The 22,495-nt window shown below is 61.2% G+C and carries 20 protein-coding genes and 2 pseudogenes; 8 read left to right on the forward strand and 14 right to left on the reverse strand.

The window, feature by feature from the left end; translation table 11 throughout:
- Window positions 1-4 precede the first annotated feature (4 nt).
- From ACP7EW_RS17255 to ACP7EW_RS17265, 3 genes are read left to right on the forward strand one after another with little or no spacing between them, the layout of a single operon-like run.
- Entirely contained in the window at window positions 5-721 is a 717-nt protein-coding gene (locus tag ACP7EW_RS17255; protein ID WP_033897498.1) for a DUF484 family protein, read from the forward strand.
- A gap of 2 nt (window positions 722-723) precedes the next feature.
- Window positions 724-1,623, forward strand: a complete 900-nt coding sequence (gene xerC / locus ACP7EW_RS17260) for a tyrosine recombinase XerC (RefSeq protein ID WP_426218537.1) — start codon at window positions 724-726, stop codon at window positions 1,621-1,623.
- Entirely contained in the window at window positions 1,620-2,315 is a 696-nt protein-coding gene (locus tag ACP7EW_RS17265) for an HAD family hydrolase (protein WP_426218539.1), read from the forward strand. Before xerC ends, ACP7EW_RS17265 begins: the two co-directional genes overlap by 4 nt.
- Before the next feature lie 57 nt (window positions 2,316-2,372).
- Here ACP7EW_RS17265 and sutA read toward each other — a convergent pair whose 3' ends face one another.
- The 4 genes and pseudogenes from sutA to glnK all read right to left on the reverse strand — a co-directional run bounded on the left by sutA (window position 2,373) and on the right by glnK (window position 4,799).
- The gene (gene sutA / locus ACP7EW_RS17270; RefSeq protein WP_016975879.1) at window positions 2,373-2,699 is read right to left on the reverse strand and encodes a transcriptional regulator SutA; all 327 of its coding nucleotides are present in this window, start codon (window positions 2,697-2,699) and stop codon (window positions 2,373-2,375) included.
- Between the two features lie 103 nt (window positions 2,700-2,802).
- Window positions 2,803-2,877: pseudogene (locus ACP7EW_RS17275) on the reverse strand (secondary thiamine-phosphate synthase enzyme YjbQ); the annotation flags it as partial.
- Between the two features lie 211 nt (window positions 2,878-3,088).
- Window positions 3,089-4,426: an ammonium transporter gene (locus tag ACP7EW_RS17280; RefSeq protein ID WP_016975881.1), complete on the reverse strand. Its 1,338-nt coding sequence runs from the start codon at window positions 4,424-4,426 to the stop codon at window positions 3,089-3,091.
- 34 nt (window positions 4,427-4,460) lie between these two features.
- Window positions 4,461-4,799, reverse strand: coding sequence for a P-II family nitrogen regulator (glnK, locus tag ACP7EW_RS17285; RefSeq protein ID WP_002555808.1), 339 nt, complete (start codon window positions 4,797-4,799; stop codon window positions 4,461-4,463).
- Window positions 4,800-5,220: 421 nt separating this feature from the next.
- Here glnK and ACP7EW_RS17290 point away from each other — a divergent pair, with 421 nt between their 5' ends.
- Together ACP7EW_RS17290 and ACP7EW_RS17295 are read left to right on the forward strand one after the other, a co-directional pair.
- Entirely contained in the window at window positions 5,221-5,481 is a 261-nt protein-coding gene (locus ACP7EW_RS17290; RefSeq protein ID WP_038843546.1) for an accessory factor UbiK family protein, read from the forward strand.
- A gap of 116 nt (window positions 5,482-5,597) precedes the next feature.
- Window positions 5,598-7,094: a YifB family Mg chelatase-like AAA ATPase gene (locus tag ACP7EW_RS17295; protein WP_426218541.1), complete on the forward strand. Its 1,497-nt coding sequence runs from the start codon at window positions 5,598-5,600 to the stop codon at window positions 7,092-7,094.
- A gap of 3 nt (window positions 7,095-7,097) precedes the next feature.
- On the opposite strand, the gene ACP7EW_RS17300 is transcribed toward ACP7EW_RS17295, so the two are convergent.
- From ACP7EW_RS17300 to ACP7EW_RS17310, 3 genes and pseudogenes are all read right to left on the reverse strand, one after another.
- Window positions 7,098-7,958 carry a methyl-accepting chemotaxis protein gene (locus ACP7EW_RS17300; RefSeq protein ID WP_426218859.1) on the reverse strand — a complete coding sequence of 287 codons (861 nt, stop codon included), beginning with the start codon at window positions 7,956-7,958 and terminating at the stop codon, window positions 7,098-7,100.
- Between the two features lie 42 nt (window positions 7,959-8,000).
- Window positions 8,001-9,074, reverse strand: a pseudogene (locus ACP7EW_RS17305) (Cache 3/Cache 2 fusion domain-containing protein); the annotation flags it as partial.
- Window positions 9,075-9,251: 177 nt separating this feature from the next.
- Complete coding sequence (locus ACP7EW_RS17310) at window positions 9,252-10,172, reverse strand: LysR substrate-binding domain-containing protein (protein ID WP_033901962.1); 921 nt, start codon at window positions 10,170-10,172, stop codon at window positions 9,252-9,254.
- A gap of 148 nt (window positions 10,173-10,320) precedes the next feature.
- Between ACP7EW_RS17310 and ACP7EW_RS17315 the strand changes: the two genes are divergently transcribed.
- Window positions 10,321-11,733 (forward strand): NorM family multidrug efflux MATE transporter, encoded by a 1,413-nt coding sequence (locus tag ACP7EW_RS17315; RefSeq protein ID WP_133075550.1) that lies wholly within the window; start codon window positions 10,321-10,323, stop codon window positions 11,731-11,733.
- Here the strand turns inward: ACP7EW_RS17315 and ACP7EW_RS17320 are convergent.
- On the reverse strand, window positions 11,730-13,403 hold the full coding sequence (locus ACP7EW_RS17320; RefSeq protein WP_033901960.1) for a putative bifunctional diguanylate cyclase/phosphodiesterase: 1,674 nt from the start codon (window positions 13,401-13,403) through the stop codon (window positions 11,730-11,732). The genes ACP7EW_RS17315 and ACP7EW_RS17320 overlap by 4 nt on opposite strands.
- Before the next feature lie 255 nt (window positions 13,404-13,658).
- Between ACP7EW_RS17320 and rep the strand changes: the two genes are divergently transcribed.
- The gene (rep, locus tag ACP7EW_RS17325; protein ID WP_016975907.1) at window positions 13,659-15,668 is read left to right on the forward strand and encodes a DNA helicase Rep; all 2,010 of its coding nucleotides are present in this window, start codon (window positions 13,659-13,661) and stop codon (window positions 15,666-15,668) included.
- Window positions 15,669-15,726: 58 nt separating this feature from the next.
- Window positions 15,727-16,299, forward strand: a complete 573-nt coding sequence (locus ACP7EW_RS17330; protein ID WP_025856334.1) for a xanthine phosphoribosyltransferase — start codon at window positions 15,727-15,729, stop codon at window positions 16,297-16,299.
- 83 nt (window positions 16,300-16,382) lie between these two features.
- Here ACP7EW_RS17330 and ACP7EW_RS17335 read toward each other — a convergent pair whose 3' ends face one another.
- The 6 genes from ACP7EW_RS17335 to dadA form a co-directional block, all read right to left on the reverse strand.
- A complete protein-coding gene (locus tag ACP7EW_RS17335; RefSeq protein WP_426218545.1) occupies window positions 16,383-18,305 on the reverse strand; it encodes an acetyl-CoA hydrolase/transferase C-terminal domain-containing protein in 1,923 nt (640 codons plus the stop codon).
- A gap of 133 nt (window positions 18,306-18,438) precedes the next feature.
- Window positions 18,439-18,852 carry a c-type cytochrome gene (locus ACP7EW_RS17340; protein ID WP_016975909.1) on the reverse strand — a complete coding sequence of 138 codons (414 nt, stop codon included), beginning with the start codon at window positions 18,850-18,852 and terminating at the stop codon, window positions 18,439-18,441.
- 181 nt (window positions 18,853-19,033) lie between these two features.
- Window positions 19,034-19,582 (reverse strand): cupin domain-containing protein, encoded by a 549-nt coding sequence (locus ACP7EW_RS17345; RefSeq protein WP_003176893.1) that lies wholly within the window; start codon window positions 19,580-19,582, stop codon window positions 19,034-19,036.
- A 116-nt stretch (window positions 19,583-19,698) separates the two neighbouring features.
- Window positions 19,699-20,772, reverse strand: coding sequence for an alanine racemase (alr, locus tag ACP7EW_RS17350; protein ID WP_426218547.1), 1,074 nt, complete (start codon window positions 20,770-20,772; stop codon window positions 19,699-19,701).
- 78 nt (window positions 20,773-20,850) lie between these two features.
- A complete protein-coding gene (locus ACP7EW_RS17355) occupies window positions 20,851-21,204 on the reverse strand; it encodes a RidA family protein (protein WP_426218548.1) in 354 nt (117 codons plus the stop codon).
- The gene (gene dadA / locus ACP7EW_RS17360; protein WP_016975912.1) at window positions 21,176-22,477 is read right to left on the reverse strand and encodes a D-amino acid dehydrogenase; all 1,302 of its coding nucleotides are present in this window, start codon (window positions 22,475-22,477) and stop codon (window positions 21,176-21,178) included. Before dadA ends, ACP7EW_RS17355 begins: the two co-directional genes overlap by 29 nt.
- Window positions 22,478-22,495 lie beyond the last annotated feature (18 nt).

Raw genomic sequence — 22,495 nt, forward strand, 5'->3', positions numbered from 1 at the left:
TCCAATGACCGATAAGCCCCAAGTACCCGCACAAGCATCCCCGAGCGAAAGTCTGGAGGCCGCCGCCGTCGCGGCGTACCTTGAGGCTAATCCGGATTTCTTCGTCGAGCACGAAGAACTGCTGCCGGCCCTGCGCATCCCCCATCAACGCGGCGATACCGTGTCGCTGGTGGAGCGGCAGATGAAGATCCTGCGCGAGCGCAATATCGAGATGCGCCATAAGCTCTCGCACCTGATGGACGTCGCCCGCGACAACGACCGCCTGTTCGAGAAGACCCGTCGCCTGATCCTGACCCTGATGGACGCCACCAGCCTGGAAGAAACGGTGATCGCCGTGGAGGACAGCCTGCGCCAGGACTTCCAGGTGCCGTTCGTGAGCCTGATCCTGTTCAGCGACAACCCGATGCCGGTGGGTCGCTGGGTCAGCGGCAGCGACGCACACACCGCCATCGGTGGCCTGTTGTCCGAAGGCAAGACCATCAGCGGCACCTTGCGTGAGCATGAGCTGGACTTCCTGTTTGGTGCCGAACAGCGCAAGCAGATCGGCTCCACGGCAGTGGTCGCGCTCAGCCATCAAGGCTTGCACGGTGTGCTGGCCATCGCCAGCCGCGATCCCCAGCACTACAAGAGTTCCGTGGGCACGCTGTTCCTGACCTACATCGCCGAAGTCCTGGGCCGCGTCCTGCCGCGCTTCACCACCGCCCTGCGCGCGGTGCGCTAGCCATGGAACGGCAACTGGACGCTTACTGCGCTCACCTGCGCAACGAGCGCCAGGTGTCGCCCCATACCCTGGAAGCCTACCGGCGGGACTTGAACAAGGTCCTGGTCTACTGCGAAAAACAACAGATCGGCAGCTGGAAGGCCCTGGATATCCAGAGCCTGCGCAGCCTGATCGCGCGCTTGCACCAGTCGGGCCAATCCTCGCGCAGCCTGTCGCGCCTGCTCTCGGCGGTGCGTGGGCTCTATCACTATTTGAACCGCGAAGGCCTGTGCGACCACGACCCGGCCAACGGCCTGTCGCCGCCCAAGGGCGAACGGCGCCTGCCCAAGACCCTGGACACCGACCGCGCCCTGCAATTGCTGGATGGCGCCGTCGAGGATGACTTCCTGGCCCATCGCGACCAGGCCATTCTTGAGCTGTTCTATTCATCGGGCCTGCGCCTGTCGGAGCTGACCGGCCTGAATCTCGACCAATTGGACCTGGCGGACGGCCTGGTTCAGGTACTCGGTAAAGGCAGTAAGACCCGCGTGTTACCAGTGGGCCGCAAAGCCCGCGAAGCCTTGCAACTGTGGCTACCGCTGCGCCTTTTGACCAACCCGGCGGACGATGCAGTGTTTGTCAGCCAGCAAGGCCGGCGCCTGGGGCCACGGGCGATTCAAGTGCGGGTCAAGGCCGCCGGAGAGCGCGAGCTGGGGCAGAACCTGCACCCACACATGCTGCGACACTCTTTTGCCAGCCACCTGCTGGAATCGTCCCAGGACCTGCGCGCGGTTCAAGAGCTGCTCGGCCACTCCGACATCAAGACCACGCAGATCTACACCCATCTGGATTTCCAACACCTGGCAACGGTGTACGACAGCGCCCATCCACGGGCCAAACGCATCAAGGGCGGCGACTCATGAGTATCAAGCTGATCACCTTCGACCTGGACGACACACTCTGGGACAACATACCCGTCATCATCAGCGCCGAAGCGTCGATGCGCGAATGGCTGGCACTTAACGCCGCCAAAGTCGGCGACTTGCCGCTGGAGCACTTCGCCAGTCTTCGCCAGCAGGTGCTGGAGCGCCATCCGGAGCTGAAACACCGGATCAGCATTTTGCGCCACCGGGTGTTGATGCATGCGTTTGAAGAGGCCGGTTATCCAAAGCCCGAGGCTACGGAAATGGCGGATGTATGCTTCGAAGCGTTCATTCACGCGCGGCACCAACTCACGCCCTTCCCTGAAGCGGAGCCCATGCTTCGGGCGCTGCGCCAGCACTTCCTGCTGGGGGTGATCACCAACGGTAACGCCGACGTGCAGCGCGTGGGCCTGGCGGACTACTTCCACTTTGCCTTGCGCGCAGAAGACATCGGCATCGCCAAGCCGGATGCGCGTTTGTTTCAAGAAGCGTTGCAGCGCGGTGGCGTGGACGCCAGTGCGGCGGTGCACATTGGCGATCATCCGGGGGATGACATTGCCGGAGCACAGCAGGCGGGGCTTCGGGCGGTGTGGTTCAACCCGACGGGTAAAGTGTGGGAGGCCGACAAGCGCCCGGATGCGGAGATTCGCAGCCTGGCCGAATTAGCGCCCTTGCTGGCTGGCTGGAAATAACACCCATGAAAAAGCCCGCAGCGACGGCGGGCTTTTTCTTACAAGCGGGTGCTGACCTCAGATAGGTCGGCTGCCGTACTTGTTATCCGGCTTCTTCGGTGGGTCTGCCACCACGTTGGCCTCGACTTCCTGCACTTTGCCGCCTTTAGCGAGGAACTCTTCCATCGCACGGGCCAGGGCATCGCGCTCTTTATTCTTGGCTTCAACGCTCGGCAATTCATCTACCGACACAGCAGCCTTGGCTTTGCCTTTGGCAGCCGGGGCAGGCGCATCATCGCCACCGTCGTCGTCAGCAACGTCTTCCGCCGCCGCTTCAAGACCTTCTTCGGTGTCGTCTTCGTCACCTACTTCGAGTTCGTCGTTTTCCAGATCATCGTCGCTCATGTTCTACCTCATGACTTGCGAAAAGCAGATTAGTTATAGCCCAGCTTCACCCTCTGTCGACGGCTGCCGGAAAAAAATCAACATCCACTGGATAACCAGTGGCTTATGCCCCATCACCGTGCAAGGTGGCGAGGACTTTACGAGCACCGCCATGATCACGGTGCTCGCCCAGATAAATACAGTTTTGCGCCCATCGGCGCGCATTCTAGCGCGCTCTGGGAAAAAACAAAGTGCCGAATACGCCTACATGCCTGTAAGACATTGGCACGCTGAAAAGTGCCGTGTGCATCCCATCACAAACAAGGCGTAAAAACCGCTACGGCGTATTACGACTGACAAACACCAGACAAAAAAATGCCCGGCAAGCCGGGCATCTTTTTTTCGCGTACTTACAAGTTGTAGCCGCGTTCGTTGTGTTGCGCCAGGTCGAGGCCGACAGCCTCTTCCTCTTCGGTCACCCGCAGGCCCATGACCATGTCCAACACCTTAAGGATGATGTAGGTCACGATCGCCGTGTAGATCACCGTGAAGCCAACGCCTTTGCACTGGATCCAGACTTGCGCAGCGATGTCAGTCACCGTACCGAAGCCACCCAGAGCAGGCGCTGCAAATACACCGGTGAGGATCGCCCCCACGATACCGCCGATACCGTGTACGCCGAAGGCGTCCAGGGAGTCGTCGTAGCCCAGTTTGCGTTTTAGGCTGGTGGCGCAGAAGAAGCAGATCACACCGGCAACCAGGCCGATCACCAGGGCGCCCATCGGGCCCACGGTGCCTGCGGCTGGGGTGATTGCAACCAGGCCGGCGACCACGCCGGAGGCAATGCCCAGTGCGCTTGGCTTACCGTGGGTGATCCACTCGGCGAACATCCAGCCCAGCGCCGCCGCAGCGGTAGCGATCTGTGTAACCAGCATCGCCATGCCGGCGGTGCCGTTGGCCGCAGCAGCGGAGCCGGCGTTGAAGCCGAACCAACCGATCCACAGCATCGCCGCGCCGATCAGGGTGTAACCCAGGTTGTGCGGGGCCATCGGGGTAGTCGGGAAGCCTTTACGCTTGCCGAGCACGATGCACGCCACCAGGCCAGCCACACCGGCGTTGATGTGCACCACGGTGCCGCCGGCGAAGTCCAGCACGCCCCAGTCCCACATCAGGCCACCGTTGCCGCTCCAGACCATGTGCGCGATCGGCGCGTAGACCAGGGTGAACCAGATCGCCATGAAGATCAGCATCGCAGAGAACTTCATACGCTCAGCGAAGGCACCGACGATCAGCGCCGGGGTGATGATGGCGAACGTCATCTGGAAGGTGATGAACACGGCTTCCGGGAACAATGCCGCAGGGCCGGTGATGCTGGCCGGGGTCACGCCCGCCAGGAACGCCTTGCCCATGCCGCCGAAGAAGGAGTTGAAGTTGACCACACCCTGTTCCATACCGGTGGTATCGAACGCGATGCTGTAGCCGTAGACGACCCAGAGGATGCTGATCAGGCCGGTGATCGCGAAGCACTGCATCATCACCGACAGAATATTCTTGGAGCGGACCATGCCGCCGTAGAACAGCGCCAGGCCAGGGATGGTCATGAACAGCACCAAAGCGGTGGCGGTCAGCATCCAGGCGGTGTCGCCGGAATTGAGGACTGGAGCAGCCACTTCGTCTGCCGCCATGGCCAGGCTTGGCATTACGATGGACAACAGGGCTCCGAGCCCTGCGAATTTACGCAGAGTCATATTGTTTTCTCCTGGGGCGTTGGGGTTTGGCGGCTTAGATTGCGTCGGTATCGGTTTCGCCGGTACGGATGCGAATAGCCTGTTCCAGATTGACCACGAAGATCTTGCCGTCACCGATCTTGCCGGTGTTGGCGGCCTTGGTTATCGCCTCGATAACCCGGTCAAGATCCTTGTCGTCAATGGCGACATCAATCTTCACCTTCGGCAGGAAATCGACCACGTATTCCGCGCCGCGATACAGCTCGGTGTGACCCTTCTGCCGACCGAAGCCTTTGACCTCAGTAACGGTAATGCCCTGCACGCCGATCTCGGACAACGACTCGCGTACATCGTCCAACTTGAACGGCTTGATGATGGCAGTGACTAGCTTCATGAAAACTCTCTCCCGAATTGGTGGACTTGCCCCAGGAAAACAAACCCGTCTCAAGTCTAAGCGCAGTGCCTGGCTTTGTAACGCGTCGTCGCCTCGGCATTTGCCTTTGCGACGCCAGCGAACCACTGGTGACGAAACCTGTACCCCTGATCCGTCGGCGCACTGCATTCGTCACAGCGACTGCATCAGTGCATGGGTCATGATCGTCTAAGCAGAAACCTTGCCAGCTCCGTAAAAATCACTGAAATCAGTCCTTTGCCCACTTATGCCCACCTACGGGGCTTTTTGATGGGGGCAATGCGCACAAAAACAGTGCGTCGCCGCCCGACCCTCTGCGCGAAAAGCGTGCGCTTGCCTCCGTGAAAAAGACTATAGACGCTGCGTGATACACTGCCGGCCAACAGTTTCCGGAATATTTCCCATGCTCGCGCCCAAAGACCTCCTCGACGCCCTGAGCGGCCACGCCTCTCGCCTGTTCAGCGGCGACACCCCATTGCCCCGCAATGAAATCGAAAGCCAATTCAAGGCATTGCTGCAAAGCGGTTTCAGCAAGCTCGACCTGGTGAGCCGGGAAGAGTTTGATAGCCAGATGGTGGTGCTGGCCCGCACGCGTGCTCGGCTTGAGAGCCTGGAAGCGAAAGTCGCCGAACTGGAAGCCAAGCTCACGCCGCCTGCTGAATAAACGCGGTCAATGTGGGAGCTGGATACGTTCTGTAAAACCTCCCACCTTCGATAGCGTCACCCCTCGTCTACCCTTGAGAAAACCGCAGGAAGCGGTCCCTTTTTCAAGGAACGAGCATGTCTCTCGCCATCGTCCACAGCCGCGCCCAAATTGGCGTCGAAGCCCCTGCCGTCACCGTCGAAGTGCATATGGCCAATGGTCTGCCGTCCCTGACGCTGGTGGGCTTGCCGGAAACGGCGGTCAAGGAAAGCAAGGACCGGGTGCGCAGCGCCATCCTCAATTCCGCCCTGCAATACCCTGCCCGCCGCATCACCCTGAACCTGGCGCCCGCCGACCTGCCCAAGGACGGCGGGCGTTTTGACCTGGCGATTGCCCTGGGAATCCTGGCGGCCAGCGTGCAGGTGCCGGCGTTGATGCTCGACGACGTGGAATGCCTGGGGGAACTGGCACTGTCCGGCGCAGTGCGCGCAGTGAAAGGCGTGTTGCCAGCAGCATTGGCGGCGCGCAAGGCCGGGCGCACTGTGATAGTGCCACGGGCGAATGCGGAAGAAGCCTGCCTGGCATCGGGATTGAAAGTGATCGCCGTGGACCACCTGCTTCAGGTGGTGGCGCACCTGAACGGGCATCAGCCAATCGAGCCCTACAAGTCCGACGGTTTGCTGTACCTGAACAAGCCTTACCCGGACTTGAGCGAGGTACAGGGCCAGCTCGCCGCCAAGCGCGCATTGCTGATCGCGGCGGCGGGGGCGCATAACCTGCTGTTCAGCGGCCCGCCCGGCACCGGCAAGACGTTGCTCGCCAGCCGCCTGCCGGGGTTGTTGCCACCGTTGAGTGAGCAGGAGGCCTTGGAGGTGGCGGCGATTCAGTCCGTGGTCAGCCTGGCGCCGCTGAGTCATTGGCCGCACCGGCCGTTTCGCCAGCCGCATCATTCGGCATCAGGTCCTGCATTGGTGGGCGGCGGCTCGAAACCACAGCCCGGCGAAATCACCCTCGCCCATCACGGCGTCTTGTTCCTGGATGAATTGCCGGAGTTCGACCGCAAGGTACTGGAGGTGCTGCGCGAACCACTGGAGTCAGGACACATCGTGATTTCCCGCGCCCGTGACCGGGTGAGTTTCCCTGCCCGCTTTCAACTGGTGGCCGCCATGAACCCCTGCCCGTGCGGCTATTTGGGCGAACCCAGCGGGCGCTGTCGCTGTACACCGGAGCAGATCCAGCGCTATCGCAACAAACTCTCCGGACCGTTGATGGACCGGATCGACCTGCACCTGACCGTCGCGCGGGAAACCACGGCATTGAACCCAGCCCAACAGGCTGGCGATAACACCGCGACGGCCTCGGCCGAGGTTGCCGAGGCCCGCGAGCGCCAGTTACGGCGTCAGGGTTGTGCGAATGCCTTTCTGGACCTGCCTGGGCTGCGCAAGCACTGCACGCTGGCGAAGGTCGATGAGGGCTGGCTGGAAACCGCTTGCGAGCGGCTGACCCTGTCCCTGCGCGCCGCCCATCGCCTGCTCAAGGTGGCGCGCACCTTGGCGGACCTGGAACAGGTAAATGACATCACCCGCGAGCATCTGAAGGAGGCCCTGCAATATCGCCCGGCCTCCATTACCTGAGCCTCAGCGGAAGCGATCCACCTCATGCCGCAAGCCCGCCGCCAGCGTCTCCAATTCCTTGGCGGTAATCGCCAGGTTCGACACTACTTCGCGCTGCTCGCTGTTGGCCAGCGCAATACTCTGCAGGTTGCTGCTGAGCAAGGTCGCGGTGCTGCTCTGCTCCTGGGTGGAAGTGGTAATCGCCGCGAACTGCTGGCCGGCAGAACGGCTTTGCTCGTCGATACGCGCCAGGGCCGACGCCACGTCGGCGTTGCGCGACAGGCCTTCCTGCATCAACACGTTGCCGCGCTCCATGGTGCTGATGGCGTTGCCGGTTTCCTGCTGGATGCTTTGGATCATCCCGGAGATTTCGTCAGTAGCCTCTCGGGTACGCGACGCCAGGTTGCGCACCTCATCGGCGACCACGGCAAAGCCACGGCCTTGCTCACCCGCACGCGCAGCTTCGATGGCAGCATTGAGCGCCAGCAGGTTGGTCTGTTCGGCAATCGAGGTGATCACGCCGACGATCCCGCCGATTTCCTGGGAGCGCTGGCCGAGGGTGTTGATCACCGTGGCCGTGCTGTTCAGGGCGGTGGCGATGTGTTCCAGGGACGACGACGCCTCTTGCATCGAGTTACGCCCGATACGGGTTTGCTGGGCGTTTTCCTGGGCCAGGCGTTCGGTGCTGCCCATGTTGTCGGCGATGTTCAGCGAGGTGGCGCTGAACTCTTCAACGGCGCCGGCCATGCTGGTGATCTCGCCGGACTGCTGCTCCATGCCTTCATACGCACCACCGGACAACCCGGACAACGCCTGGGCGCGGCTGTTGACCTCTTCGGCCGCCTTGCGGATATGCGAGACCATGGTCGACAGCGCTTCACCCATCTGGTTGAAGCTGCGCGCCAGTTGGCCGATTTCGTCATGACTGGACACATTCAAGCGTGCGCTCAAGTCCCCCGCGCCCAAGGCCTCGGCCTGGCGCACCAGGTCGCCCAACGGCGCTAATTTGCTACGCAGCAGCCAAACCGTTGCGCCGACCGCCAGCAGCATGGCCAAGACGCTGCCGATTACCAGGCGGATGCCGACGTCCCAGGTCACCGAGCGAATCTCGGCCTTGGGCATGCTCGCAACCACCGCCCACGGCCCGCCCTCGAAGGGCACCGAGACGCTGTAGAAATCTTCGTTCTTGTCCGCCCAGAAGCGGCCCGCACCTGGCGTCTTGGCCAGGTCCAGCATCACTGGGATCGCCTGGTCCAACGCCTGCACGCCAGCCGGCGGCACCAGCCAACGCTTCTGCTCATCGAGCAACGCCAAGGAGCCGGTCTGGCCGATGCGGAAGCGCTTGAGGTTTTCGAACTGGGCGTTCTGGGCGTCGGTGTAGTCGAAACCGATGAACAGCACCGCGATGACCTGGCCGCTGCTGTCACGCACCGGGCTGTACTGGGTCATGTAGGAGCGGTCGAACAACACTGCACGGCCAATGTAGGTCTGGCCGCTGAGCACGCGCTGATAGGCTGGGCCCTGGCGATCCAGCACCGTACCGATGGCACGGTTGCCATCCTGTTTGGTCAACGAGGTGCTGATGCGAATGAAGTCTTCGCCGCTGCGCACAAACACCGTGGCCACGCCGCCGGACATCTGCTTGAACTCATCCACTTCATCGAAGTTGTTGTTCAACAGGTCGCTGCCCAGGTACAGGCTCGGGGTCTGTACACCGGCGACGGCGACGGGCTGGTCGGCGCGCACGCTCAAGCCGGCACTGAAGCGTTTCTCGAACAGCCCCGTCAGGCGCTGGGTGCTTTCGCGCAAGGTGCTATGAAACGTGTTGAGTTGGTCGGCGAGCAGGCGCGCCTCGCTGGCCAAGTGCTCCTCACGGGTAGCGAGGTTGGCAGTATCAAGCGAACGCAAGGCAAAAACAGTGCTGCCGCCAATGGCGACAGCCAGGATCACGGCCAGCGCGATACCTAATTGGGAGGCAATCCGAGCACGAGGTTGAGACATGACAGCTCCTGGCCGAGGCCAGGATCATCCTGATCTCATAGCGCTGCTCGGCAAATTATCTAGTGGGAAGCGTTGGTGCACGATGGTTCCAACACACCTACTTCGGCGGGCCGAGGCAATACTTGAGCGAATCACAGGGGTATCACGCAAACGATTGCACGAACGGTCTGTCGCCGCTCAATCAAGGCGTTCGACCTGGGGCAATTCCATTGCCTTGACCTCTGCCTGCAGAAATTCCGCCAAACGCCGCAACCGTTCGCCACCGGGGCGGGTTTTCGGCCACACCAAATAGTAATTTTCACGACTGGCTACGGCCGTTGGCCAGGGTAGGCTGAGCCGCCCCTGGGCCACGTCTTCGGCCACCATCAGCAAGTCGCCCATGGATACGCCGTAACCTCGCGCGGCGGCGATCATGCCCAGTTCGAGTGTGTCGAACACCTGGCCGCCCTTGAGCGACACCTGGGATGACAAGCCCATGCGCTCCAGCCAATTGCGCCAATCACGACGGTCGGGCGTGGGGTGCAGCAATTCGGCGGTGGCCAGGCGTTCGGCATCCCAAGGTCCGTCCTCCAAAAGGTTCGGCGCGCCGACCGGGATCAACAATTCCGGAAACAGATAACTGGCCTCCCAATCCGCCGGAAAATGCCCGTAGCTCAGCAGCACCGCGCAATCGAACGGCTCCTGGTTGAAGTCCACCTCGTCCACGCTCATCCAGGCGCTGGTCAGTTGCACCTCATTGCCCGGCTGTAATGCGCGGAAGCGGCTGAGTCGCGCCAACAACCAACGCATAGTCAGGGTCGACGGCGCCTTCATGCGCAGGATGTCGTCCTCGGCATTCAAGGTATGGCAGGCCCGCTCCAGCGCGGCGAAACCTTCACGTACGCCGGGCAACAACAGGCGCGCCGCTTCGGTGAGCTGCAAGGTGCGGCCACTGCGCTGGAACAGCCGGCAGGCGAAGTGTTCTTCAAGCGTGCGGATATGTCGGCTCACCGCACTTTGCGTAATCGACAACTCCTCCGCCGCGCGGGTAAAGGAGTTGTGTCGAGAGGCGGCTTCAAATGCTCGCAAGGCATACAGCGGAGGAAGGCGACGAGTCATCAGGAAATTCCTACAGAGCAGTACCGCACCCTACCAGATCGTCTGGCATGAGTTTAAATCATGCACATCATCGCTTTAATCCTTTTGTGTAATGAATGGAGAGCGCCGAGAATCAACCCTTCCCCAACCCTCCGACTATTCGAGTGTGATGATCATGCAGCATCCGGCACGTACCGAACTCTGGGCCATTCTGCGGCTGTCAGGGCCGTTGATTGCCTCACAGTTGGCGCACATGCTGATGGTGCTGACCGACACCCTGATGATGGCGCGCCTGAGCCCTGAAGCCCTGGCTGGTGGCGGCCTGGGCGCGGCGAGCTATTCGTTCGTGTCGATCTTCTGCATCGGCGTGATTGCCGCCGTAGGCACGCTTGTCGCCATCCGTCACGGCGCCGGGGATATCGAAGGCGCCACCCGGTTGACCCAGGCCGGGCTGTGGCTGGCCTGGCTGATGGCCTTGGCGGCCGGCTTGCTGCTGTGGAACCTCAAGCCGCTGTTGCTGATGTTCGGCCAGACTGAAACCAACGTGCAGTCGGCCGGGCAATTCCTGACGATATTGCCGTTCGCCCTGCCCGGCTACTTGAGCTTCATGGCCTTGCGCGGCTTTACCAGCGCCATCGGCAAAGCCACTCCGGTGATGGTCATCAGCGTCGGCGGCACAGTACTGAATTACCTGCTCAACCACGCACTGATCGAAGGCATGTTCGGCCTGCCCAAGCTCGGCCTGATGGGCATCGGCCTGGTCACCGCCATCGTCGCCAACGGCATGGCGCTGACGCTGATGTGGTACATCCGCAGCAACCGCACCTATGCGGCCTACCCGCTGAGCGCCGGCCTGCTGCGCCTGAACACCCAGTACCTGCGCGAGTTGTGGCGCCTGGGCCTGCCGATTGGCGGCACCTACGCGGTGGAGGTCGGGTTGTTTGCCTTTGCCGCGCTGTGCATGGGCACCATGGGCAGCACGCAGTTAGCGGCGCACCAGATCGCGCTGCAGATTGTGTCGGTGGCGTTCATGGTTCCGGCGGGGATGTCCTACGCAGTGACCATGCGCATCGGCCAGCATTACGGCGCCGGGCAGTTGCTGCAGGCACGCCTGGCCGGACGTGTCGGCATAGGATTTGGCGCAGCGGTGATGTTGGGATTTGCCGCCATGCTGTGGCTTTACTCCGACCCATTGATCGGACTGCTCATCGACCACAACGACCCCGCGTTCCACGACGTGATCGTCCTGGCCGTCAGCCTGCTCGCTGTGGCCGCCTGGTTCGAGTTGTTCGACGGCGTGCAAACCATCGCCATGGGCTGCATTCGCGGGCTCAAGGACGCCAAGACCACCTTTCTGATCGGTGCGGGATGCTATTGGTTGATTGGCGCACCATCGGCCTGGCTGATGGCCTTCACCCTGGGCTGGGGACCGACCGGCGTTTGGTGGGGCTTGGCGCTGGGCCTGGCGTGCGCGGCAGTCAGCCTGACCTGGGCGTTTGAAGCGAAGATGAAGCGGATGATCCGTCAGGAGGGCGCCGAGCCCGAAACCCGTAGTGGGTTCCAGGCTGCTCAACCGGATTAAAGCCCTTCGCCCACGCGGGCCTGCTGGCCATTGCCGAAGGTCAGGTACTCCACCAACTCCGGCAACGGCAGCGGCTTGCTGATCAGGTATCCCTGGGCCTGGTCGCAGCCAAACAGCCTCAACAACGCAAGCTGCTCCGGCGTTTCCACGCCCTCAGCGACCACTTCCAGATTGAGGTTGTGCGCCAGGTTGATCATGGCGTGCACCAACTTGCGATTCTCTTCGCGCTCTTCCATGCCGCCGACAAAGCTCTTGTCGATCTTCAACAAGGCAATCGGCAAGCTGTTGAGGTGCACGAACGATGAGAAGCCAGTGCCAAAGTCATCCAGGGAAAACCGCACGCCCAGGCGGCCAAGGGCGTCCATGGTCTGCTTGACCAGGTCGCTGCGGCGCATCACGGCGGTTTCGGTGAGTTCGAACTCCAGCCACTGCGCCTCAACGCCCCGCTCGGCAATCAGCCGACTGAGCGTGGAGAGCAACTGGCTGTCCTGGAACTGACGGAACGACAGGTTGACCGCCATGTGCAGCGGCGGTAGGCCACGTTCGCGCAGGTCCTGCATGTCGCGCAGGGCACGGGAAATCACCCAGTAGCCCAGCGGCACGATCAGGCCGCTTTGCTCGGCCAGGGGCACGAACTCACTGGGCGGCAACAGGCCGCGCTCGCCATGCCGCCAGCGCACCAGGGCTTCAAGGCCGACGATGTGCCCGTCGTCCAGGTCCAGGCGCGGTTGGTAATGCAGCTCCAGTTCGTCACGCCGAAGGGCGCGGCGCAGCTCGCTTTCCAGGTCGGCCAGGCTGCGTGCGTTACGGTTGATGCGTTCGTTGAAAATATGAAAGGTGCAGCCTTGGGTGCTCTTTGCCTGTTGCATGGCGATATGCGCGTGCCACATCAGCGGGTCGGCGCCAGCACGGGCGCGGGCATGGGCCACGCCCAGGCTGCAGCCGATCAGCAGGCTCTCGCCATCCACCCAGTAGGGTTCGGCCATGACTTCGGTGATGCGCTCGGCCATCCACTCGGCACGCTGCGGCGCACGGCGGGTGTCGATCAACAAGGCGAATTCGTCACTGCCCAGGCGCGCCAACTGGTCCCCAACCTCAAGCTGGCTTTTGAGCCGCGAGACCACTTGCAGGATCAACCGGTCGCCGGCCTGGTGGCCGAGGGCGTCGTTGGCGTGGCGAAAATTGTCGAGGTCCAGATGACCGAGGGCCAGGCCACGGCCTTCGTTCTCGGCCAGTCGCGCGGCGAGCAAGGTCTGGAAGCCCTGGCGGTTGGCAATGCCCGTGAGCGGGTCCTGTTCGGCGAGGCGTTGCAGGGTGTTTTCCAGCACACCGCGCTCGCGGACATGGCGCAGGCAGCGGCGCACTGTATCGGCATCCAATACATCACGCACCAGCCAATCGCTGACGCCAAGTGGCGAAACCAGAGGTTCCTGCTCCAACAACAACACGCACGGCAGGCTGCAACGGCCAGGACCGGGTTGCAGGCTGGGCGTGGTCAACAGCACGGCGCTGTGGTCGTCATCGAACAGACGGCTCACGGACTCCCAATTTGGTGCGCTGATCAGCACAGCCCCATCGCCCATCGGCGCCAGGCACTCGCGCAACAACGCTGCCCACGCGGGCTCATCGGCCAGCAGCAGCAAACGCAAGGGTTCGACAGGCGTAGACAAGCTAGCTCCCTAGACTCTGCAAAATTTCGTGGCGGCGGGCATTATGACGTGCGGCCGGATAATCACCAATGATAGGGGTTATCAAACACGCGAACTGTAAACATTAGTCGCAAACAACCCCGACATCCTGCGGCAAAGTATCAAAACCGGCAAATTTAGATCGAGTGGTACGTCACACTGTCGTTCTGACAGAGCAGAATCCTGCGAGCCTGTTAAAATGCCCGCCCTTTTGAACAACGACTCCTGAAATTCCGTATGTCCCGACTCAATCCCCGGCAGCAAGAAGCCGTGAACTACGTCGGCGGCCCTCTATTGGTGCTCGCCGGTGCAGGCTCCGGCAAGACCAGCGTGATCACCCGCAAGATCGCGCACCTGATCCAACAGTGCGGCATCCGCGCCCAGTACATCGTCGCCATGACGTTTACCAACAAGGCGGCGCGGGAAATGAAAGAGCGCGTCGGCACCCTGCTCAAGGGTGGCGAAGGCCGTGGCCTCACCGTGTGTACCTTCCACAACCTGGGCCTGAACATCATCCGCAAGGAGCATGTACGCCTTGGCTATAAGCCCGGCTTCTCGATCTTTGACGAGACCGACGTGAAGTCGCTGATGACCGACATCATGCAAAAGGAATACGCAGGCGACGACGGCGTGGACGAGATCAAGAACATGATCGGCGCCTGGAAAAACGACCTGATCCTGCCCGCCCAGGCCTTGGAAAACGCACGCAACCCCAAGGAACAGACCGCCGCCATCGTCTACACCCACTACCAGCGCACGCTCAAGGCGTTCAACGCGGTGGACTTCGACGACTTGATTCTGCTGCCAGTGAAGCTGTTCGAGGAACACGCCGACATCCTCGAAAAATGGCAGAACAAGGTGCGCTACCTGTTGGTGGACGAATACCAGGACACCAACGCCAGCCAATACCTGCTGGTAAAAATGCTGATCGGCAAGCGCAATCAGTTCACCGTGGTAGGCGACGATGACCAGTCGATCTACGCCTGGCGCGGCGCCCGCCCGGAAAACCTGATGTTGCTCAAGGACGACTACCCGTCCCTGAAAGTGGTGATGCTGGAGCAGAACTACCGCTCCACCAGCCGCATCCTGCGCTGCGCCAACGTGTTGATCTCGAACAACCCCCACGAGTTTGAAAAACAGCTGTGGAGTGAAATGGGCCACGGCGACGAGATCCGCGTGATCCGCTGCCGCAACGAAGACGCCGAAGCCGAGCGCGTGGCGGTGGAAATCCTCAGCCTGCACTTGCGCACCGACCGGCCCTACAGCGATTTCGCGATCCTGTACCGCGGCAACTATCAGGCCAAGCTGATCGAGCTGAAATTGCAGCACCATCAGGTGCCGTATCGCCTGTCGGGTGGCAACAGCTTTTTCGGACGCCAGGAAGTGAAAGACCTGATGGCCTACTTCCGCCTGATCGTGAACCCGGACGACGACAACGCCTTCCTGCGCGTGATCAACGTGCCGCGCCGCGAGATCGGTTCCACCACCCTGGAAAAACTCGGCAACTACGCCACCGAACGCAAGATCTCGATGTATGCCGCCACCGATGAAATCGGCCTGGGCGAACACCTGGACTCGCGCTTCACCGATCGCCTGTCACGCTTCAAGCGTTTCATGGACAAGGTGCGCGAGCAGTGCGCCGGCGAAGACCCGATCAGCGCCCTGCGCAGCATGGTCATGGACATCGACTACGAAAACTGGCTGCGCACCAACAGTTCCAGCGACAAGGCGGCGGATTACCGCATGAGCAACGTCTGGTTCCTGATCGAAGCGCTGAAGAACACCCTGGAAAAAGACGAAGACGGCGAAATGACCGTCGAAGACGCCATCGGCAAGCTGGTACTGCGCGACATGCTCGAGCGCCAGCAGGAAGAGGAAGACGGCGCCGAAGGCGTGCAGATGATGACCTTGCATGCGTCCAAGGGCCTGGAATTCCCCTACGTGTTCATCATGGGCATGGAAGAGGAAATCCTCCCGCACCGCTCCAGCATCGAAGCCGACACCATCGAAGAAGAACGCCGCCTGGCCTACGTGGGCATTACCCGCGCGCGTCAGACACTGGCCTTCACCTTTGCCGCCAAGCGCAAGCAATACGGCGAAATCATCGATTGTGCCCCCAGCCGGTTCCTGGATGAACTGCCGCCGGACGACCTGGCCTGGGAAGGCAATGACGACACCCCGACCGAGGTGAAGGCCGTTCGCGGCAACACCGCCTTGGCGGATATACGCGCGATGTTAAAGCGCTAGAATCGACTACTTTTTAATCTACTTTCGGCGCACACCGCGCCATTAGAGGAAGCTTTCCGTGGAAGCACTGCACAAGAAAATTCGCGAAGAAGGCATCGTGCTTTCCGATCAGGTACTCAAGGTCGACGCCTTTCTGAACCACCAGATCGACCCGGCACTGATGAAACTGATCGGCGACGAATTCGCCGCACTGTTCAAGGATTCGGGCATCACCAAGATCGTCACCATCGAAGCCTCCGGCATCGCCCCGGCGATCATGACCGGCCTGAACCTGGGTGTACCGGTGATCTTCGCACGCAAGCAGCAATCCCTGACCCTCACGGAAAACCTGCTGTCGGCGACGGTGTACTCCTTCACCAAGAAGGTCGAAAGCACCGTGGCGATCTCCCCGCGTCACCTGACCAGCAGCGACCGCGTGCTGGTGATCGATGACTTCCTGGCCAACGGCAAGGCGTCCCAGGCGCTGATCTCGATTATCAAGCAGGCCGGCGCGACCGTTGCCGGTTTGGGGATCGTGATCGAGAAGTCGTTCCAGGGCGGCCGTGCGGAGCTGGATGCGCAGGGTTATCGGGTTGAGTCGCTGGCGCGGGTCAAGTCGTTGGAAGGCGGCGTCGTGACCTTCATCGAATAATCACGCCCGACAGGATTTTTGTAGTGAGCGAGCTTGCCTCGCGCGGGGCAAGCCCGCTCACCACAAAAAACCGGCGCTGCTGGCTAATGTGCAGTCGCCTGCAGGCCCGCCAGCAACAGCCGCTGATACAAATCTTCCTTTAGCCCTTCCGGCTTATCCAACCGCATCCGCTCCAGATGCTTGGGAAATGCCTCCGGCTCCGGCGCATCCAATGCCGCCTTGCCCAGCTCCAGAATTTCCGTCAGCTTGAATTTGCTCTTGAGCCAGTTCAATGCACGCAACAAATCCCGCTCTTCATCTGTAAAGTCGCTGCCCAGCGGGTACTCCGGGAACAGCCGATGATGACGTGCCTGAATACCTTTGAGCCGCTCCGGCGTGTTGTCGGCAAAACGCGGATCCAAGCGGAAATCCTTCGGCAACTTGCCGGCCTTCTGCGCCTGTTCAATCAAATCGTCCTGGAAGCGTGAGTCGGTAACGTTGAGCAACGCCTCGATCACCTTGGCATCCGTCTGACCGCGCAAATCGGCAATTCCATACTCAGTGATGACGATGTCCCGCAGGTGCCGGGGAATCGTGCAGTGGCCGTAATCCCAGACGATATTGGAACTGACCTCCCCTGCCGACTCACGCCAGCTGCGCAAAATCAGGATCGAACGCGCGCCTTCCAGCGCATGCCCTTGGGCAACGAAGTTGTACTGCCCGCCCACGCCGCTGAGCACGCGGCCATCCTCCAACTGATCGGCCACGCCCGCGCCGAGCAACGTCACCATGATCGCGCTATTGATAAACCGCGCATCCAGGCGTTGCAGGCGCTTGAGTTCTTCCTGGCCGTACAGCTCATTGATGTAGCTGATGCGGGTCATGTTGAATTCAAGCCGTTTGGCGTGGGTCATTTCCTGCAGGCGCTGGTAGAAGCTGCGCGGGCCGAGGAAAAAACCGCCGTGGATCGAGATGCCATCCGGCTGTGCGGCGTCATCCAGCAAACCGGCGTTGGCCTGCTCCTGCGTCGTCACGTCTGGGTAGACCTTGCGGCGGATAATCCCTGCGTCCGCCAGCACCAGCAGGCCGTTGACGAACATTTCGCTGCAACCGTAGAGGCCACGGGCGAACGGATCGACGCCGCCTTCATGGTTGATCAACGGCGCCCATTGGTAGACGTCCAGGTCCGTCAGCAACAGCCGGTAGGCCTCGTTATCCGCCTGGCGCGCCAACAACGCGGCGGTCAGCGCATCGCCCATGGAGCCGATGCCGATCTGCAAGGTGCCGCCGTCGCGCACCAAGGTACTGGCATGCAGGCCGATAAAATGATCCTGGAAACCCACCGGCATATTCGGCGTGGAGAACAGCGTGGTGCTGTCTTTTTCATCGATCAGGTAATCGAAGGCGTCCATGCCCAGCTCGGAATCCCCAGGCATATAGGGCAAATCGCTGTGAACCTGACCGACGATCAGCACGGTTTCACCAGCATCACGACGCTTGGCGATCATCGGCAACAGGTCGAGGGTGATATCCGGGTTGCAGCTCAGGCTCAGGCGATCAGGGTGTTCGCTGCTGCTGGCGACCAATTGCGCCACCAGATTCAACCCTGCGGCGTTGATGTCGCGGGCCGCGTGGCTGTAGTTGCTGCTCACGTAGTCCTGCTGCGCCGATTCGCTGTGCAGCAAGCTGCCGGGCTGCATGAAGAACTGCTGCACGTGGATATTTTTCGGAAGGCCGTCTTTGTGCAGGTCGGCCAGGAAATCCAGCTCGGGATAATCGCCAAACACCCGCTCGATAAAGGGTTCCAGAAAGCGCTTTTGCAACCCATCACCGAAGGGCGGTCGCCCCAGGGCCAGCGCGGTGTAGATCGTCAGTGAGCGCTCGGGCAATTTGGCGACACGCCGGTACAGCGCGTTGACGAACAGATTCGGCTTGCCCAGGCCAAGCGGCATGCCCATGTGGATATGCGCTGGCAAGCGCGCCAATACGTCGTCAACTGCTTGCTCGATTGAACACAACTGCACCATCCGACCCTCCTGAACATTCCATGATTAGGGGTTGGACCGAGCTTGCCGGGTCTTTGCTGCAAATAACAGGGCTGAAACACAAATCGCGGGTACAAAAAAGCCGCTCGTAAGCGGCTTTTTGGCGAAGATCGGTTTATTTCAAGCCGGACATCTTCTCGATCGCACCTTTGAGGTCATCATCCGAGCAATCGGAGCAGGTGCCTTTGGGTGGCATGGCATTGATGCCGGTGATCGCCTTGGCCAGGATGCCATCCAGGCCGCCTTGATGATCGGCGCGTTCTTTCCAGGCGGCGGTGTCGCCAATTTTCGGCGCGCCCAACAGGCCGGTGCCGTGGCAAGCGTTGCAGTGCTTGGCGATGATCTCATCCGGCGTCTTCGCAGCGCCGCCGCCTGCGGCCACCGCCACTTCCATCCCCTTGCATTCCTGGCCCTGGACGCACACCTGGCCGACCGGCTCCAGGCGTTTGGCAATGTCATCATTGGTCGCAGCTTGAGCGCTGACAGCCCATAGGGCCAGTACGGTTGCTGGTGCAGCCAGCATTTTCATAATTAGGTTCACGCGTTCACCCTCAATGGTGGCTATTCACGCCTGCGGCCACGGTTTCGCAGGCGGCGAAAGTATAACGGTTAGCCCGCCTGGCCGAAACAACCCTATTAAATAAAGGGAGATTCGGCTTCACGGATACAGCTACGGGAGTCTCTGCAACGCTGGCAGGACGCCTCTTTTCTTAAAAGTTCGCGGGTGTGGCTGCGCTGATTAGTCGCGCCGGCACGTCGAACGGGTTGCGAAAACGATGAGGCTTGGTGCTTTCAAAGTAGTAGCTATCGCCGGCTTCGAGCACAAAAGTTTCAAGACCGACCACCAACTCCAGACGACCTTCCACCAGAATCCCGGTTTCTTCGCCTTCGTGGGTGAGCATTTCTTCGCCCGTGTCGGCACCCGGTGGGTAGATTTCGTTGAGAAATGCAATCGCCCGGCTGGGGTGCGCCCGGCCTACCAGTTTCATGGTGACGGCGCCGTCAGAGATGTCGATCAGCTCATTGGCTTTATAGACGATCTGCGTCGGTATTTCCTGGAGGATCTCCTCGGAAAAGAACTCGACCATGGACATGGGGATGCCGCCCAGCACCTTGCGCAAGGAGCTGATCGAGGGGCTGACGCTGTTTTTTTCGATCATCGAAATGGTGCTGTTGGTGACACCCGCGCGCTTGGCGAGCTCGCGCTGGGAAAGACCCTTCAGTTTACGGATGGATTGCAGTCGTTCGCCGACGTCCAATGCAGGAGCCTCCTAGGATTCAGGCTTTGTTGTAATTGAGCGTTATCATGGCGACAGCGTTCAGTATTTACAACACTTGGGCCTAAATCCCGGGCGGTTGTGTTCGTACCGGGCGATCAAGCGCCGGAATAGAGCCTTGGCACGCGGCGCAGGTTGCAGAACAGTTGGTAGGGAATGGTCTCGGCGGCGACCGCGACATCGCTGGCAAGGATGTTTTTGCCCCACAGCTCCACGGTGGAACCGAGCCCGGCCTGCGGTACGTCCGTCAGGTCGATGCACAGCATGTCCATCGATACACGACCCAGCAATTGGCTGCGCTGCCCCGCCACCCATACCGGCGTACCGGTTGGCGCGTGACGCGGGTAGCCATCGGCATAACCCATGGCGACGACGCCGATGCGCATCGGCTTGGGCGTAATGAACTTGGCGCCGTAGCCCACCGGTTCACCGGCTGGCAGTTCCCTTACACAAATCACCTTGGATTCCAGGGTCATCACCGGTTGCAAACGCGATGCCACCGCCTGGTTTTCGCCAAACGGCGTGGCGCCGTAAAGCATGATGCCGGGGCGCACCCAGTCGCTGGACACATTCGGCCAGCCCATCACCGACGGCGAATTGCGCAGGCTGACTTCAGCCGACAAGCCCTGGCGGGCGGCTTCAAACACCGCCACCTGTTCATCGCTGCGCACACAGTCGAGTTCATCGGCGCGGGCGAAGTGGCTCATCAAAACGATCTTGGCGACTTTGCCACTGGCCAGCAGGCGTTGGTAAGCCTCGTGATAGTCCTTGGGATGCAGGCCAACGCGGTGCATGCCGGAATCCAGCTTGAGCCAGATGGTCAGAGGTTTGCTCAGCTTGGCCTGCTCAATCGCATCCAACTGCCACAGCGAATGCACCACGCACCAGAAGTCATGCTCGATGATCAGCCGCAGCTCGTCGGCCTCAAAAAAACCTTCCAGCAACAGCACCGGCGCACGAATCCCGGCGGCACGCAGCTCCAAGGCTTCCTCGATACACGCCACGGCAAACCCATCGGCGTCGGCTTCCAGCGCCTGGGCCACGCGCACGGCGCCATGCCCGTAGGCATCGGCCTTGATCACGGCAAGGGCCTTGGCCCCCGTGACTTCACGGGCCAATCGGTAGTTGTGGCGCAGGGCTTGGAGATCGATCAGGGCACGGGCAGGACGCATGGCGGCAGGCTTCTAGGCAGCTAAGTGAAGAAAAACCGGCACCGACCGACAACATCGGCACCGGGAGAGGGATCGTTGTTAAGGCAGCGCCGCCACGACGGACAGCTCTACCAGGATTTCCGGTTCGCACAGCTTGGCTTCCACCGTGGCACGGGCGGGCGCGACACCTTTGGGCAGCCACTTATCCCACACTGAATTCATGCTAGCGAAATCCGCGTCGATATCTTTCAGGTAGATCGTCACCGACAGCAGCTTGCTCTTGTCAGTGCCCGCCAGGTCGAGCAAACGCTCGATATTGGCCAGGGTTTCACGGGTCTGCTGTTCAATCCCGGCGTTCATGTCGTCGCCGACTTGCCCGGCCAGATACACGGTACCGCTGTGGACAACGATCTGGCTCATGCGCTCATTGGTGAGCTGGCGCTGGATTGACATGCTGTGCGGACTCCTGGTGGTTGCCATAACGGGAAATATCGAGGCCTTCGGCGCTGATCTGCGGGGTTTTCTTCGCCATCAGGTCGGCCAGCAAACGACCGGAGCCACAAGCCATGGTCCAACCGAGGGTGCCGTGGCCGGTATTCAGGAACAGGTTCTTGAACGGGGTGGCACCGACAATCGGCGTGCCGTCGGGGGTGGTCGGGCGCAGGCCGGTCCAGAAACTGGCTTCGGTCAAATCGCCGCCCTGAGGATAAAGGTCGTTGACGATCATCTCCAGGGTTTCGCGCCGACGCGGGTTAAGCGACAGGTCAAAACCGGCTATTTCAGCCATGCCACCGACGCGGATGCGGTTGTCGAAACGGGTGATCGCGACCTTGTAGGTCTCGTCGAGGATGGTCGAAGTCGGCGCCATCGCCGGGTTGGTGATCGGCACGGTCAGCGAGTAACCCTTGAGCGGGTACACCGGCGCCTTGATCCCCAGCGGCTTGAGCAATTTCGGCGAGTAACTGCCGAGCGCCAGTACGTAGCGGTCGGCGGTTTCCAGCTTGCCGTCGATCCACACGCCGTTGATGCGGTCACCGGCGTAGTCGAGGCGCTGGATGTCTTGTTCGAAGCGGAACTCCACACCGAGTTGCTTGCACATGTCGACCAGGCGGGTGGTGAACATCTGGCAGTCGCCGGTCTGGTCGTTCGGCAGCCGCAAGGCGCCCGCGAGGATATCGGTGACGCTGGCCAGGGCCGGCTCAACGCGGGCAATGCCGGCGCGGTCGAGCACTTCGAACGGCACGCCGGACTCTTTCAACACAGCGATGTCCTTGGCCGCGCCATCCAACTGCGCCTGGGTGCGGAACAGTTGGGTCGTCCCCAGGCTGCGGCCTTCGTAGGCAATGCCGGTTTCTGCGCGCAGTTCGTCGAGGCAGTCGCGGCTGTACTCGGACAGGCGCACCATACGCTCCTTGTTCACCGCATAACGGTTGGCGGTGCAGTTGCGCAGCATCTGCGCCATCCACAGGTATTGGTCGATATCGGCGGTGGCCTTGATGGCCAGTGGCGCGTGGCGTTGGAGCAGCCACTTGATGGCCTTGAGCGGCACGCCCGGCGCGGCCCATGGCGACGCATAACCTGGGGACACCTGGCCGGCGTTGGCGAAACTGGTTTCCATGGCAGCAGCGGGCTGACGGTCGACGACCACCACTTCAAAGCCGGCCCGCGCCAAATAGTAGGCACTGGTCACACCAATGACGCCGCTACCCAAGACCAGAACGCGCATTTTTATATCCTCATCGCG

Origin of the sequence: Pseudomonas sp. DWRC2-2 (assembly GCF_049897885.1) — a bacterium.
Classification (GTDB): Bacteria; Pseudomonadota; Gammaproteobacteria; order Pseudomonadales; family Pseudomonadaceae; genus Aquipseudomonas; species Aquipseudomonas azotoformans_A.